Annotated in this window: 13 protein-coding genes; 6 read left to right on the forward strand and 7 right to left on the reverse strand. The window is 54.8% G+C overall.

Going from position 1 to position 14693, the window contains the following annotated elements; all coding sequences use genetic code 11:
- Positions 1-172 precede the first annotated feature (172 nt).
- Entirely contained in the window at positions 173-1573 is a 1401-nt protein-coding gene (locus MOP44_RS04660) for a phytoene desaturase family protein (RefSeq protein ID WP_260794750.1), read from the forward strand.
- Positions 1574-1625: 52 nt separating this feature from the next.
- Here MOP44_RS04660 and MOP44_RS04665 read toward each other — a convergent pair whose 3' ends face one another.
- The 4 genes from MOP44_RS04665 to MOP44_RS04680 all read right to left on the reverse strand — a co-directional run bounded on the left by MOP44_RS04665 (position 1626) and on the right by MOP44_RS04680 (position 4281).
- Entirely contained in the window at positions 1626-1913 is a 288-nt protein-coding gene (locus tag MOP44_RS04665; protein WP_260794751.1) for a hypothetical protein, read from the reverse strand.
- 319 nt (positions 1914-2232) lie between these two features.
- Positions 2233-3075 (reverse strand): ferredoxin reductase, encoded by an 843-nt coding sequence (locus MOP44_RS04670; RefSeq protein WP_313901048.1) that lies wholly within the window; start codon positions 3073-3075, stop codon positions 2233-2235.
- Positions 2964-3563 (reverse strand): molybdopterin-dependent oxidoreductase, encoded by a 600-nt coding sequence (locus tag MOP44_RS04675; protein ID WP_260794753.1) that lies wholly within the window; start codon positions 3561-3563, stop codon positions 2964-2966. Before MOP44_RS04675 ends, MOP44_RS04670 begins: the two co-directional genes overlap by 112 nt.
- 550 nt (positions 3564-4113) lie before the next feature.
- Entirely contained in the window at positions 4114-4281 is a 168-nt protein-coding gene (locus MOP44_RS04680) for a hypothetical protein (protein WP_260794754.1), read from the reverse strand.
- 602 nt (positions 4282-4883) lie between these two features.
- Between MOP44_RS04680 and MOP44_RS04685 the strand changes: the two genes are divergently transcribed.
- From MOP44_RS04685 to MOP44_RS04695, 3 genes are all read left to right on the forward strand, one after another.
- Positions 4884-5474 carry a cytochrome P460 family protein gene (locus MOP44_RS04685; RefSeq protein WP_260794755.1) on the forward strand — a complete coding sequence of 197 codons (591 nt, stop codon included), beginning with the start codon at positions 4884-4886 and terminating at the stop codon, positions 5472-5474.
- Between the two features lie 186 nt (positions 5475-5660).
- Positions 5661-6626, forward strand: coding sequence for a cytochrome c (locus MOP44_RS04690; protein WP_260794756.1), 966 nt, complete (start codon positions 5661-5663; stop codon positions 6624-6626).
- Positions 6627-7321: 695 nt separating this feature from the next.
- The gene (locus tag MOP44_RS04695) at positions 7322-8161 is read left to right on the forward strand and encodes a Crp/Fnr family transcriptional regulator (RefSeq protein ID WP_260794757.1); all 840 of its coding nucleotides are present in this window, start codon (positions 7322-7324) and stop codon (positions 8159-8161) included.
- A 309-nt stretch (positions 8162-8470) separates the two neighbouring features.
- On the opposite strand, the gene MOP44_RS04700 is transcribed toward MOP44_RS04695, so the two are convergent.
- From MOP44_RS04700 to MOP44_RS04710, 3 genes are all read right to left on the reverse strand, one after another.
- The gene (locus tag MOP44_RS04700; RefSeq protein ID WP_260794758.1) at positions 8471-8758 is read right to left on the reverse strand and encodes a hypothetical protein; all 288 of its coding nucleotides are present in this window, start codon (positions 8756-8758) and stop codon (positions 8471-8473) included.
- A gap of 364 nt (positions 8759-9122) precedes the next feature.
- Complete coding sequence (locus MOP44_RS04705; RefSeq protein WP_260794759.1) at positions 9123-12158, reverse strand: sensor histidine kinase; 3036 nt, start codon at positions 12156-12158, stop codon at positions 9123-9125.
- A gap of 209 nt (positions 12159-12367) precedes the next feature.
- The gene (locus MOP44_RS04710) at positions 12368-13027 is read right to left on the reverse strand and encodes a response regulator (protein WP_260794760.1); all 660 of its coding nucleotides are present in this window, start codon (positions 13025-13027) and stop codon (positions 12368-12370) included.
- A gap of 481 nt (positions 13028-13508) precedes the next feature.
- Here MOP44_RS04710 and MOP44_RS27835 point away from each other — a divergent pair, with 481 nt between their 5' ends.
- Positions 13509-14417 carry a sigma-54 interaction domain-containing protein gene (locus tag MOP44_RS27835; RefSeq protein ID WP_390905481.1) on the forward strand — a complete coding sequence of 303 codons (909 nt, stop codon included), beginning with the start codon at positions 13509-13511 and terminating at the stop codon, positions 14415-14417.
- A gap of 66 nt (positions 14418-14483) precedes the next feature.
- The gene (locus MOP44_RS04725) at positions 14484-14687 is read left to right on the forward strand and encodes an alcohol dehydrogenase catalytic domain-containing protein (RefSeq protein WP_260794761.1); all 204 of its coding nucleotides are present in this window, start codon (positions 14484-14486) and stop codon (positions 14685-14687) included.
- Positions 14688-14693 lie beyond the last annotated feature (6 nt).

Below are 14693 nucleotides of genomic sequence, written 5' to 3' on the forward strand. Positions count from 1 at the left end.
CGTAGAGTAGTAGCCTCTTTACGGCCCCAAGCTCAAAGCCCCATCTCTGGCACCGTATTTGCATTCGTTAAGCTACGTGTGGCTCGCCACGAGGAGGGGACCTCACGAGCGGACCGAGTTCAGCGCGGGAGAGAGTATCACCGTCCTTCTCTGTGTGCCCTGGAGGTCTCGAATGCAACGGAAAAACGATGCAACCGCAACAGTTATCGGCTCCGGTCCCAATGGCCTATCCGCCGCAATTGTCCTAGCGGCCACAGGTATCCCAACAACGGTATTCGAAAGAAACCTTCAACCAGGCGGCGGTTGTTCCAGCGGCGAGACAACATTGCCGGGATTCATTCAAGACTTAGGCTCCGCCGCGTATCCCCTCGGCAAAGCAAGCCCATTCTTTCGCTCGCTCCCGATTGATATTCCATGGATCGAGTCGCCTGCCCCCTGTGCTCATCCGCTGGATGACGGAACTGCAATCGTGATTGAGCGATCAATCGAGGCGACCGTAGACTTCTTGGACGAATGCGACAGAAGCTCGTATCGATCTCTCTTTGAACCTTTGGTGATGAATTTTGGAGAGCTCGTTGAAGAGATCCTTGGGCCGATTCAACAGGTTCCTCAACACCCTTTGCTTCTCGCGATGTTCGGCTCGATGGCTGTCCTTCCAGCTGCAGCTTTGGCCCGTTATCATTTCAAAGGAAGACGAGCTCAGGCACTCTTCGGTGGTGTCGCGACTCACTCCTCTCTGTCTCTGGAGAGCACCGCGTCCTCTGCTGTAGGTCTCATTCTCCTGGCCGCTGGACACTCTGGTGGATGGCCCATACTCCGTGGCGGAGCCCAAACCCTTACAGACGCTCTGATCCGACACTTGACAGAGCTGGGTGGAACGATTGTCACTGCGCATGAGATTACTAGGATGCCGCAGACAGACCTCGTCCTTGCAGATCTCACACCTCACCAGTTGCTCAAATTGAAGAATCTTGAGCTGTCTCCTCGATACTTCGAGAAGCTTAAGCGATTCCGCTATGGACCTGGCGTCTTCAAGATCGACTACGCACTCAGTTGCCCGATACCGTGGACTGCTTCAGACTGTTCCCGCGCTGCCACAATCCACATCGGTGGCTCCCTCGAAGAGATTGTAGAGGCGGAGCATAGGCTTGACGTGGAACGCCCTTTTGTCCTTCTCGGGCAACCATCTCTCTTTGACTCCACTCGTGCTCCCGCGGGAGGTCACACCGCGTGGGCCTACTGCCATGTTCCGAATGCCAGCGAGACTGATTACACCGACGCTATAGAGAGGCAGATCTCGCGCTTTGCACCGGGTTTCCGTGATTGCATTCTGTCTCGATCTGTCTCCACGCCCGCTGCATTGGAACGATGGAATCCGAACCTCGTTGGCGGCGACATTCTGGGAGGGTCCATGAACCTTAGACAACTCATTTACCGCCCAACATCAGAGCTCTATCGCACGTCGAAGCCGGGTTTATACCTATGTGGGGCTTCCACTCCGCCAGGTGGCGGCGTGCATGGGATGGCTGGTTATCATGCAGCTCGCGTAGCGATCAACGATCTAGGAAGCTAAGGCGAGCTCCTTGAGGGCCGCTTCATGGGATGAAAGCCTAGGTTTTCATAGATCACAAAAACGTCTCTGGATCGCGACTGTATTTGTCTGGCGGATTCAGCCTTGGATCAACGCGTGCGCGGGCCGCCTTGCGAAGGACAAGCCTATCCGCTAGGAACAGTGAGTACCACACCACCGTCACCAGTACGTACCACGCCACAATTACAAATCCATTGATGATGTCCATCAGGAGCGTTTGCCACGGCTGGTCAAGTGGTTGAGGCCACGGGCCTGGTGGAATGCCTCTGAGGTCGCCACTAGGGTCTTCCTTATGCTCATTATCGGTTCGGATCTCTGGCATGTGATCGCTCGCGGGGTGTCGGCCGTATGAAACATCCTTATCAGAGGACGCTCGGTGTGCACGACCGAATGATTGCGACAACTGCCCTCACACGGTCCGTGCTTTGAATGCGGATGCACTCGATATGCCAACATCCGCGAAAATTCCGCTTATCTGTCCGAGCGCGCTGATTCCTTCGGTCTCGAGAGCTCACATAAATCGCTTCACATTCTTGTCGGACAAATAGCCGAGCTCTCAAGGGAGATCTCGGCAATGACACCGCGGTGAGCAAGAATCATGCGGGCATTCAACCCGGCCATCGCCGAACAATAAGCGGGAATCACTCTGGCAGTCCGGTCGGGCCGAATCGCTCTGTTTTGATCTTGTCTTGACGATTGCCGGCGCTACACAGAAGATCCGCGACGCTTTCAACGAACCCGGACGGGCCACAAACGTAACAAGTTGCGCCGACGCTTGCAGGCCAAGTCGCGCTCGCAATCAAGTCGCGGTCGATGCGGCCGGATGGACGTGGCCAATCGTTCGGAGCCACTCGCGTAAAGGCGTATTGTGTTGTAACAAACGGAGGTCTCGTGGACAGTGCCTCAAGTTCTGCTCGATAGTAGATAGCTCCAGGTTCCCTTACGGAATATAGCAATCGAAACGGCGCAGTGCTGTTCGCCAATGCTCGGGATCGAATCATGCACATAAGGGGAACGATCCCTGAACCACCGGCGATCAGTTGAACGGGCTCCGTTTGACCACTGCGCCACACGAACCATCCACCTATCGGACCTCGCAATTCTAGGTAATCACCAACCATCAGTTCCTGCGTCAAGTACGGCGATACTTCACCGGTCGGCAACCGCTCGACCGTTATTTCAATACGCCCCTCAGAAAAAGGCGCTGAAGCGATTGAGTAGGATCGGACCGCGGTATATCCGTCCCTAGCCCTCAACCGCAGGTCGATATGCTGGCCCGCGACGTGACCTGGCCAATCACGAACTTCAAGACAGATTGTCCGCGCCGTGGCCGTCTCATCGTGCACACCAAGAACCCGTGCGGCGTGCCACTTCAATCGCCTGAGTACCGCTGTTCGCGCCATGGGTCTCCGTAGGTGTGGTAGCCGAGGCTCTCCCAGAACCCAGCGTTGTCGTGCGACATCAGTCTCAGACCTCTTACCCATTTCGCGCTTTTCCAGAGATAGAGATGTGGGATTAGAAGTCTCGCTGGGCCACCGTGTTCAGGTGGCAGTTCTGCATCGTCATATTTGAATACAATCCAGGCTTGGTGATTGAGGACGTCCTTAAGGGGAACGTTTGTTGAGTAGTCACCGTAGGAATTGAACATTGCATAGCTGAACTCTGTCCTTACGTCAGCCATGAGAACATCAAGAGCGACGCCTTCCCAGGATGTTCCGAGCTTCGACCATCGTGTTACGCAGTGCAAGTCGACTGTGATGTTTTCGCTAGGCAAATCGCGGAAAGTCTTCCAGTCGAACCGTTTCAGCACCTTGATACCATCGCTGATCGCAAATTCCCATTGATCGAGAGGGATGTGCGGTGTCGGACCTGCGGACAAGACGGGAAAATCGTTCGTGAGGTATTGACCGGGAGGGAGCTTCGCATCTCTAGAACTACGCCGACCAGAGAAACCTCGCGAAACGATAGCCATATACGCTCCTGGGGATCCAGAGAGCAACTACCTTGCCAAACCGTATCGTCGCCGCGTTGAGCAATACTTTCGAGTGCGCGCGCTCTTTCTCGATAGCGCCTCTGACACTGCGCAGGTGCGGTGTCGTCCAGCAGACACCAGGAGCTAGGATGTCTCAATTCCGTCTCAGTTGGGATAGCGCAGCACCGTCGCTCGCACAGAGGTGTCCATCGACGCTCCGATTGGTGTTACATTTCGACGAGCTCCCAATGGCTGCTCACATCTGACGAGGGCGCGAGGACTATTGGAACCTCATTTGCATACTCGAATCATGCCGATCTTTATCGTGCACACATTCAGTGAAGACGGCGGCTACGGTAGGAGACCGAGGGGCAAGTTGTGGGAGCACGTTCATCCGCGCTATTTGCTTCTCGATAGCATTACAACACAGGTCGCAGCTGATTGCTTCGCTAGCGAGCGAATTCGGCTGCCGGGCGGAGTGAGTTTGGCAATGGGGCGGATGTGGCGGAAACAATGTCAAGCGAATAGACCATCCCACGATCGGCGAGAGTTACCCGCTCCAATATCGCGACTCCTCGACGACCATAAGGTCCTCGTAGGTCAGGCCAAGAGGCTCGTGCGAAGTGCGCTTCGGCTTTGTGACGAGAGCATAAATGATCTGCTTGCTAGTGAGATGCTCCGTATAAGTGAGTTGCAGGCGCGGTTCTTGAGTGGACATATCGTGAACGTACCCCGGCAACAGCATGGGTTCGAAGATCTGGAGCAACCGAGCGTATTGCTCCGGCCTCAATATCCGACTTCCCTGAAGACCCTGGGTATAGACGAGGCGATTGACCAAAGAACCAATGCACCGCGAACACGTCGTACGCATGACACACTGTCGCAGGGATGACAGCTCAAGCAAAGTCTATGCGGACTGGAGTTGTCATTTTATGGAATTCACTGTTAAACGGTCCGTACGCCGCCCGGCATCTTCTTTGTTCTTGACATTCGGATTCGATGTAGAACGTCGACAGAGAACACACCGTGGCCAGTTCCGCGGATTGAAGACCAAGTGTAACGACGCCCGATTCTGGGCCAGGTGACACTCAGCGGACCGGCGTACCCTCACGCAAGCTTGGGAAAGCAGTCGCGCTTTTAATTAATCACCGAAGAAGGCCAGTTGCGAAGAGTTGGCCCGCAAGTTGCTACCGTCTGTTCAGGAAGATGGTAGCCGGCCGCGATCGGACATACATGCGCGACGAACGCGCGGTTTTGTCGGTCGCCTAACCAATAACAGTGAACATCCGAGGCCATAGCGCCTGAAGGAGGATTTCAATCATGAAAAAACGTTCTCTTGTGACTCTCAGCGTCGCAGGCCTGTTGATTGTGTTCATAGCGCTCGCTCATTGGGCCCCGTCGAGCGTGGAGGCAGCCGAAGGCCAAAGGACGAATGCCGTTGTCGACACGAGCGGCAACTTGCGCGTACCGGCCAATTACCTTACGACTTACGAATTCCTGGGCAGCTGGGCAATAGCCGCTGACAAGGGCGTCGAGGGTTCAAAACAAATCCACAATGTATATGCATCGCCTGGTGCTATCGCCGCATATCGCAAGGATGGACACTTTCCCGATGGTACAGTTCTGGTGAAAGAGGTTTATCAAACGGCGACCCAGTCAATGACGACGGGGACTGTAAGCCATGCTGACAAATTAGCGGGTTGGTTTGTGATGGTGAAGGAAAGCAAAAACCTCCATCCCGATAATAAGTTGTGGGGTGATGGATGGGCATGGTCATGGTTTGACGCCGGGAACAGGTTGAAGACCACATCAACAGACTACAAGAAAGACTGCCTAGCCTGTCATCAGCCGGCGCGATCGACCGATTGGATTTACACCGATGGATATCCTCCCCTTAAACGCGAACAGTAAACAATTAACAAGGCCTCCTCGCGACAGGCCCCAATCGCGATCTAATTCGAGCACAAAGTCGGCGGCGAGCTTCACGGTTGCCGCTTAACAGCATGCTCACGCATCCGCATTCGAGCACCGGTCGATTCGCCAACTTTCTACACCGCGGTTGGCCGGTATTTCGGAATTGCAATGCAAGGGGAACGTATGCCAGAGGTTTCCTTCCGAACCGACATCATACTGCAGTTTCGCTCCATCGACAGTTCAGGCGTCGTACCGTTCGATGTAGTTGAAGGGCAGCGGCGCATGCTCTGTGTGGCACGCCACACGCACCACAACAGTCAAATCAAAGGGAGAGGACAGGAGATCGGCTGTCTCGGCGAAGCGATGGGACCAGTGCAGAAATGGATGTCGAGGATTTGGCTAAGTGTGGCAGTAGTAACGGTAGTTCTCTTTGCGTCTGGCTGTTCAGCAAATAAGAAACCTACGAAGCTCGAGACCGCCCTGGCAAACGCGGCGAAGGACGTTGTCATTCCGCTTGAGGCCAAAGGGTTGAAGAATCCATTTCCTGCCAGCGAAGCCAACATTCAAGCGGGAAAACAAATCTATTTGCAGCAATGCGCACTATGCCACGCAGCCGATGGACACGCGGAGACGAAGCTCGGCCTAGCCATGTACCCCCCTGCTATGGATTTGAACTCACCCCACGTGCAGCGATGGAGTGACGCTGAACTTTTATGGATCACCCAGAACGGAGTTCGGCTTACGGGGATGCCTGCATGGCAGACGATTATGTCCCAGGACGACACATGGAAGGTGGTCGACTTCATCCGCGCTCTTCCCAAGGAAGCGTCCATTCGAGCTGCGGCGAGCGGAAAAGAAGCTGTTGCGCCAAAGTCGCAGCCAGAACTCATCAACTATGGACGCGAGCTCTATCGCCAAGAAGGATGCATGGGATGTCATCAACTCGACGGGGAAGGCGGAAAGGTTGGCCCTGAACTAACGATCGAGGGCACGCGCGGGCGCAGCGACGACTGGCTTGTCGGCCACTTCAAGGATCCAAGTGCCTACACTCCCGGCTCCGTTATGCCGTCTTTCAACCGGCTCACCGATGATCAACTTCGCGCTCTAACCGTGTTCCTGCAGAGCGAGAAAGGTTCCGAGCCAAAATAATATGGCGCCCGCCAAGGAGAAAGCGATAAATACTCCGCTGCAAATATCGACACTGAACCGGCGGGTATTGAACCGACGAGCGGTGCGATGTCGAAGAATTCGAAGTGTTGAGTTGTGAGTCTCGGAGTCGGAGGTTTTCAGTTATCTCGCTTCGTGCCCATGGGACGTCCCAATGACGGACCACTAGATCCGCCTGCAGTGAACCCTCTCGAGAGCGCAGACGCAGAATCTCATATCACCCTTTGCGTTATGGTGTGCGGAGCTTTCACAGCCAAGATCTTAAAGAGGAGAATGGAGGGAATCATGAACCGCCGGCGGAGACTTCTTAGGCTGCTTGCAGCCTTCGGCTTAACCGTAGTTAGCTTTGCTTTCGTTGCGCTGTTCACTCGACTGTTGATGGAGTGGACGACGTAATCGCCGTCAATGGCGATCGAGTGTAAGTGCTCTATGCGGGCATTCTCTAGACGGTGCGAGGCACAGGTTTCGCTGGGTAACCAGCTCAATTGAGAGTCGAGAGCGATTCGATCTTGATCGCAACATTGGACACAGACCGTCTCGCCGAAGGCAATGCTTTTGGACAACTTGATCAAACTCGCCGGTTCCAATTACAACGATCCCCGCACGTGTTCTGCGAATTGCGTTACCGGTTTCACTTCTCATGTCCGTACTGGGTTTGAGCTATGAGAGGATCTTCGATGCCGGCAATCCGTGGATTGGCTTCCGGGAGAATTTATCCGGAATCCCGACTTGGCGAATTGTTCAAGGGGCTATCAGGCTCTGTAGTGTCGGAGTTTGAATCCCTCGCTCGAATTGAAACCTATTTCCCCGGCGAGATCCTGTATGAAGAGACACAGGAACCGTCTCACTTGCTAGCCCTATTAGAAGGCCGAGTGAAACTGAGTATGGCGTCGTGCTTAGGCAAACGTTTCGCTGTCCGCATAGTCAAGCGGGGCGAACTACTCGGCTTGACCGAGGTTCTTTCGGGCAATCGACTCGAGTTTACAGCGGAGGCGCTGTGCAAATGCAGAATTGCATTGGTTCACCGCAACGAGTTCCGCCGTATTCTCATGCACAATCCAAATGCCTATGGAAGCCTGGTGCACGACATTGGGCGGGATTACAAGTATGCATGCGACCGGCTGCGAATGGTCGGCCGTGCCTCCTCGGTGCAGATCAAGCTTGCTCGGTTTCTGCTGGATTCGTGTGAGACCGGCCTGCATACCAAGCGCGGCATACGGCTGTATCTCGCCTTTACTCAGCGGGAAATCGGCGAATTCCTTGGCGTCTCAAGGGAAACGATCTCGCGGGCGATGCGAGAGCTGCAACGCCTTCGGCTTGTCCATCTGTCCGGTCCGCTCCTGTTGATTCCCAATCGTATAGCGCTGGCGCATTACGCGGAGCTACATGGGTGCGTCGATGAGCATGGGCGGTTTCCGGCACAGGATCTATCCACTCACTCCCGAGCCGTTCGGTCAAGCAAAGCCAAATCAGCATCAGGGGGCCCTGCTGCCCGCATCGCTAGCGCGCTAAGATGAGCAGTTCTTCCAATTCGCAACGCCTGAAATCACGTTGTCTCAGCAATCGCCGTCAGACCGATTCCTGTCGGATGTCTCCTTGCTTCGGGTATTGACTGAGACCGCGCAATACTGCTACCCCGCGAACATCGGCGATCATGGTGCCCCATAAGCTCGAAGCCGACTGCGAAGCACATTGTAACTGAGAATCCGTCCGATCGTTCCTCCAACCACCAATGGGGCAGGCTCTTAAAGATTCGTACCGTTAAAGTGCGAATCGACAAAGCCCCGGCTGAAACCGGGGCTTCGGCCATTTCAGAGGAGCGACGATTAAGAAGGCAAGGCCGCTGTCTTCTTCGCCGGAATGGTCTTCTTAGAGCTTACTTTTGATGCTTCGGGCTTTTGCTTCCTCGCTGCGGCCCAGCGCTTCTTCTGAGCCTCTGCGATGCGCTTTCGCGCTTCTGGGCTCAGCGTCCGCTTTCCACCGCGCTTCTTGGCGGGCATGTGCTTCGTGGCTGTTGATGAACTGTCTCCGCCGCTCTGCGCCAGCACCGCTCGTGCCTGCTGAAGCCGCGCGATCTCAGAGTCGAGCGCGGTAACAATCGAAGGTATATCCATGAGTCTGTCTCCTTGCCTGATTCTAAGATGTCCAACCCCTCTTCTAGGGTCCGATGCTTGCATCGGACATCCGATAATCGAAATGAACTCTATGCAGCAATTAGCAGTAGACCGCCGGCCGTGCAGTAGGTCGTTTCCACTGCCGGGCGCACGCCGAACTCTCAGGCTTGGCAGAGCGTGGCCTACATCACACGTCTCTTGCCCGCCTAGCCGCAATGCCATTGCCCACTTGACATTCAGGTGATGGTCGTCTCCACTTGAATGCCAAATGAAGAGGATGCCCATCGCGATGGTTGAGAAGGGAGATCAAGGCTGAAGACGATGGATCTCCCCTGTTGACAGCGAGTCAACAACCTCACAGGTGCTAGGACTTTCTCCGTCGTGATTTGCCAGTTCCCAGCAGAGTCTTCAACCACGATCGTCGCGATTCTCCTGCATCTTGGAAGGCTATGCCACCCGGCACCACAACGCACACTTCCGTGCCACATCCCGCATTACCCGCGATCGTGAGCCTTGCGCCGATCCGGGAGGCCCGCTCTCGCATCCCTTTCAGTCCATAATGACCTTCTTTATCTTCGCTGAAGTTGGAAGCAGTGGCACTGGGACCGTCATCTGCTATGCGTAGGCTCAGATCGTCCATATATCGCAGTTGAACATCAAGATGTGTTCCGCCGGAATGGGCGTGGGCATTACGGATGGCCTCTTGCCCTATGCGGTATACCTCGTCGCGAACGATCGGATGGAGCTGGCGGATATTCCCGTGTACAGAAAACGTGGTTGCCAATGAATCATGTGGCGTAGCCTCAAGCGCACGTTTGAGGGCGTCACTGAGGTCGTCGGCACTTGTTACGGGACCTCGAAGGGAGTTTAGGGCTGCGCGGCCTTCCTGTCCAGCTTGTTGAAGCCATCGAGACAATTGTTCGAGCGCCTTCCGCATCCGTATCGGTTCGGACGGCATGTCTAATGCGTCGTCAGCAACCAGCTTGCTGCCCTGAATAGTCTGCAAGAGGGTGTCGTGTAAATCTCGTGCAATGCGAGTACGTTCTGCAAGCCGCTCATCAAAGCGGGCCGCAATTGACTTAGCAACATATCGCACACGAAGACGATAAATTAGCCAAACAATCAGCGCGGCCAAGACCACGCAAGCAGCCTGAAATGCCCGGGTTTGATACCAGGTCGGAGCGATGCTGAAGGCTAGCATCGCTCCTCGTTCGTTCCACACCCCATCATTGTTCGAAGCAATCACACGGAACTGATAATGGCCGGGCGGAAGATCATTGTAAAACGCCTGCCGACGAGCGCCGGCGCCCTGCCATGTCTTATCTCGACCCTCAAGCTTGTAGCGAAACGCTACCTTTTGTGGGTTTGCAAAGCTCAGCGCGGTATAGTCAATTTCCAAATCGATGGTATTCGCCGGAAGGGCAATAGTATCGCTGGCCGGGTAATTTCTATGATCGGCAATAACATTCTCAATATGTACGGGCGGCGGGATCGGATTACCCCTTATGTTGGCAGGGTTAATTGTCTGCAACCCGGAGTAATTGGCGAACCATAAACTTCCATCCGGTGACTTGGTTGCACCTTCAAACGGCACAAAGGCAGGCTGTGCACCATCAGCTGCACCTACACTGTACAACTGCAGACTGCTGTCACCTTCGCTCCACCACTTTTGAAGTTCCGCATTCGGAATTCCGACAAGGCCGCATTGCGTGTACAACCATAACGTGCCCTGGTTGTCGGCGATCAACGAATAAATGGCATTACAAGTAAGGCCATTCCTGGTCGTCAGAACTCGTTGTGTACCATTCTTCCATGCTATTAGGCCGAATGATGTAGCTCCGAACACGGCTCCATCCGAAGTTATAAATATCTCCTTTACCATCGACTCCATACTCGGAGTCGAGCTGTTCTTGAATCGAAAAATATCGAGCTCATTGGCCTTGAGCCGAGCCAGATCGCCACTCAGCAGTCCCAGCCAAAGGCTGCCGTCCTGCGCGACTGCAAGTTTGCGAGCGGCAGGCATCTGAGGTTCAGGAAACTCTTCCTGCACTTTGAGATTACTGATCCGAACCAGGCATCTGCGTGGGCCAGTGGTCTCCACCCAAACATTCTGGTTGCGATCCTCTGCAATACCCACAACAAATCCGACTTGGCTCCCATCCTGTTTCGTAACGATCCGGAACTTCCCCTCCTCGTAGATGAAGAGCGAATTGTCCACTCCGACCCAGAGTCTACCGGCATGATCTTCAAGCAGCGAGGTAACCTGATTGCCGGGGAGGCCCTTGTGCGATTGAATCGAACTGACGTGTCTTCCTCGAATGGACACTAAGTTTTCAGGACCTCCTGCCCATACAGTCCCGTCTCGCGAGGCTAGGACCGAATCCACTTCTTCCATGGGCAGTCCTTCACGGCCTGTAAAGCTAGCCACTCGAAGATCTCTAAAGCAATCAATGCCCCCGCTCGTCGCAATCCACAAATCACCTTCGTGGTCCTCATAGAACGCATCGACGAAATTGCTCGAAAGACCGTCTGAAACTCCGAAATGATCGACCGTGCGGCCGTGAATCCGATAGATTCCCTGCGATTCCGTTCCGATCCACAGGCAATTCTGCCTATCGAAAAACAGGGTGTTGACGATTAAGGTGCTGCTGTCCAGTTCAGGCGTAACGAACGGAGTTAGTACATCATTCACGACTCTTTGAAGTCCAAGGCCAGGTCCTCGGATCGCAAATCCCAGCCATACGGAGCCATCCGGCGCTCCAGCGATCGCAGTCACCCCATCGGACAGGTTGCCTTTGAGGGCCGGAGGAGAGAATGCGCGAAGTGAACTACCATTCCAGCGGACAACTATGCTTGAATCGCCAAACCAAAGATTTCCCGATGTATCTTCGGCGAGTGCGTTTGCGGTGTCGAGAGGGATTCCATCGGGCTTCCGATAGCACTTTATTCGCTCGCCCAGAACCTTGCAGATTCCACCACTTTGGTCGAAGCGTTGAACGCGCGAAAACCAGATCTCACCGTTCTGCCTTTCGATCATTGAATTTACGTGCCCGTCTACTTTCGGGAATGTAATTAGCTCAGGCTTGTTCCAGTGCGCGAGCCCGGAATCGGTCCCGATCCACAAGCTCCCGTCGCGAGAGGCCAAAAGTGTCCAGATTCTGGACTGGGGAAGTTGTGCGCCGGCAGGAGGTTCCCACTTTGAAAGTCGAACGCCGTCAAATCGCAGGAGTTCGTTCTGTGTCCCAATCCAGACATAACCATCCTTCGTCTGAGTGATGGCGTGTGGGGCACCGCTGAACAATCCATCCTGCAGTCTCCATGCTGAATGGGCGTACTGGGTGATTCGATTATTCGGATCAAGTGCCATCATCTTCGACGTGAAGGAGATGAGCAGCCACAACGGAAGCAGTCGCAACGCATTCAACGAGATGAGCCTTGGTAGCACGGCCTGCTCCGAACTCAACCAACCCTAATGTGCCTTCACCCGACCTTGTCATGCATCGTGCCTGCGATGCGGGGTTGCCGAGATAGTCAGGGTACACGCAATGGCAAATCATCACCCCGCCAGAATCTACGGCGACGAACTGAAGTTTTCTACAGGTGTCCCGGTCAGACCTCTAGCAGGCCTCGCCGAATTGCGATGGTGACGGCATGAGCTCTATCATTGGCACCGAGCTTAGCGATCAGATTCTTAATGTGGAAGTTCACTGTGGTCTCGGCAACGGAAAGACGGTCTGCAATCTGCTTGTTGCGGTTCCCGTCACGAATCAGCTGAAGCACCTGCAACTCGCGTTCCGTCAGCGACTCCTCGCCCATGTTCTCGGCAAGACGAGCTGCCACTTCAGCGGATACATATTTATGTCCGCGACGCACTGATCGAACGACACTGAGGAGCTCGTTCTTCGGCGTCGTCTTCAACACATACGCAGCGGCACCTGCCTTCATTGCTTTCTGGAGTTCTGCGTCGCTGCCGGATGACGTGAGGATGACGACCCTTGCGTCCGGAAACTCTGTTCGAATCGCGATAAGTGCGTCGGTACCACTTGAGCCTGACAACCTTAGATCCATCAGTGTGATGTCAGGTTTATGCCGGCGAAATTCGGCCACAGCCTCGGCGGCATTGGAGGCCTGCGAGATCAATTCCATGTCGGCCTGGGAGGAAATGATCGTAGCGAGCCCTTCGCGAAATACTGGGTGATCCTCGACGCTCAGGATGCGGATTCGCCTTGGTTCATTCATTCGGGTCATCCCAAAGCCGTGCGCCTTCATTTTACTCCCTTCGAAGTTCCCTTTACGCGACATCTGCGTCCCCAGGGTTGAGAGGGGACAGGCCTTTGGCCTCTTTTCCTCTCAATCCTGTGGCCATCGACAGTCGATGGCCGGCATCTTGGCGGGTGTTCGCAGCTTTTCGCTAAGCAAGAGTGCCTGGAAGCGATGACCCTATCGAAAAATGTAGGACGAATACTCGGTGAAATGGGGTTTTTGTGTGGCACGCATCAGTTCATGCTTGTAAGCGAGATGAAAGATACTCGATACCAAGTTTTACAAGAGGTCGGTTATGGCTTCTCTTTCGAATGCGTTCGAGGAACTTTCCTCATTTTCACCCGGCCAGGTCCTTTCCCACTCCGGTGAAGAGCGGTCCCCATACGACGAAGTTCCCGCCCGGGGAAGGCCACTAGAGCACGTTGAAGCGCGGGATTGGCCTGCCAAGATCGGGATCATCGGCTCCAGCCCAGCACTGCAGACTGTCTTGGACGAGGTACAAATCGTCGCGACGACAGACTCCACTGTGCTTATTCAGGGAGAAACCGGGACAGGGAAGGAACTGGTTGCGAGCGCCATCCACAAATTGAGCCTCCGCCGCGGAAAGAACTTTGTTCGAGTCAATTGCGCGGCGGTGCCCGCCGGCCTGCTAGAGAGCGAACTCTTCGGTCATGAAAAAGGTGCGTTTACTGGCGCGCTGATGCGCAAAATGGGGCGCTTCGAGCTTGCCGATAAAGGAACTCTGTTTCTCGACGAAATCGGAGACATGTCCCTTGAACTCCAGGCCAAGCTGCTGCGTGTCTTGCAGGAGAAGGAATTCGAGCGCCTCGGGAGTACTCAAACGCAGCGGGTCGACGTGCGTGTGATCGCTGCAACCAACTGCGACCTAAAAAAGATGATTGTCGACAGGACGTTTCGCGCCGATCTCTATTTCCGATTGAATGTATTTCCAATCACGATCCCGCCACTTCGCGATCGCCGCGAAGACATTCCCGAACTGGTGAAAGCGCTCGTGAGTCGATTTTCCTCGCGCATGAGCCGGCGAATTGAAAGTGTACCGAATGCGACGCTCGAGGCCCTTACACATTACGATTGGCCCGGAAACGTCCGTGAGCTGCAAAACTTTCTCGAACGCTCCGTTATCTTGTCGCCCGGACCTACCTTGAACGCGCCCGTCGAGAAGCTCGTTGGCAAGACGTCCCATGTCGTAAACACTGCGGCAGATGTCACTTTGGAAGAGGCGGAAACCAGGCACATTATCAGGATTCTGCAGCAGGCCAATTGGGTCATCGGTGGGTCCAAAGGAGCCGCAGAGAAGTTGGGGCTGAAACGCACGACGCTGATCACGAAGATGCGCCGGCTGGGAATCAGCCGCCCACCGCTGTGCACAGCGTAACTAACGTTATGGTTCCACCAGGCGGGAAGACGCTCCGCGGACATTTCTCGCCCGGAAACACCCCATGTGCCGTATACACCCGGTTGGGACCTGATCGGCATCGTGGATCAGATCGGCGAGGGCGTTTCAGGTTTCCAGCGCGGGCAAATCGTCGCGGCGATGCCGATCAGCGGCAGTTATGCACAATATGTCTGCCTGCCTCAACGCGAATGTATCCCGGTGCCCACAGGTCTAGAGCCAGCAGAAGCAGTTGCTGCGGTGTTGAACTAGATCACT

It is taken from the genome of Occallatibacter riparius, assembly GCF_025264625.1.
Lineage (GTDB): Bacteria > Acidobacteriota > Terriglobia > Terriglobales > Acidobacteriaceae > Telmatobacter > Telmatobacter riparius.

Excerpts from the sequence above, each read along its gene's own strand:
- MOP44_RS04660 (WP_260794750.1), top strand. The coding sequence starts at position 173 with ATGCAACGGAAAAACGATGCAACCGCAACAGTTATCGGCTCCGGTCCC.
- MOP44_RS04665 (WP_260794751.1), bottom strand. The coding sequence starts at position 1,913 with ATGCCAGAGATCCGAACCGATAATGAGCATAAGGAAGACCCTAGTGGC.
- MOP44_RS04670 (WP_313901048.1), bottom strand. The coding sequence starts at position 3,075 with ATGGGTAAGAGGTCTGAGACTGATGTCGCACGACAACGCTGGGTTCTG.
- MOP44_RS04675 (WP_260794753.1), bottom strand. The coding sequence starts at position 3,563 with ATGGCTATCGTTTCGCGAGGTTTCTCTGGTCGGCGTAGTTCTAGAGAT.
- MOP44_RS04680 (WP_260794754.1), bottom strand. The coding sequence starts at position 4,281 with ATGTCCACTCAAGAACCGCGCCTGCAACTCACTTATACGGAGCATCTC.
- MOP44_RS04685 (WP_260794755.1), top strand. The coding sequence starts at position 4,884 with ATGAAAAAACGTTCTCTTGTGACTCTCAGCGTCGCAGGCCTGTTGATT.
- MOP44_RS04690 (WP_260794756.1), top strand. The coding sequence starts at position 5,661 with ATGCCAGAGGTTTCCTTCCGAACCGACATCATACTGCAGTTTCGCTCC.
- MOP44_RS04695 (WP_260794757.1), top strand. The coding sequence starts at position 7,322 with ATGCCGGCAATCCGTGGATTGGCTTCCGGGAGAATTTATCCGGAATCC.
- MOP44_RS04700 (WP_260794758.1), bottom strand. The coding sequence starts at position 8,758 with ATGGATATACCTTCGATTGTTACCGCGCTCGACTCTGAGATCGCGCGG.
- MOP44_RS04710 (WP_260794760.1), bottom strand. The coding sequence starts at position 13,027 with ATGAAGGCGCACGGCTTTGGGATGACCCGAATGAATGAACCAAGGCGA.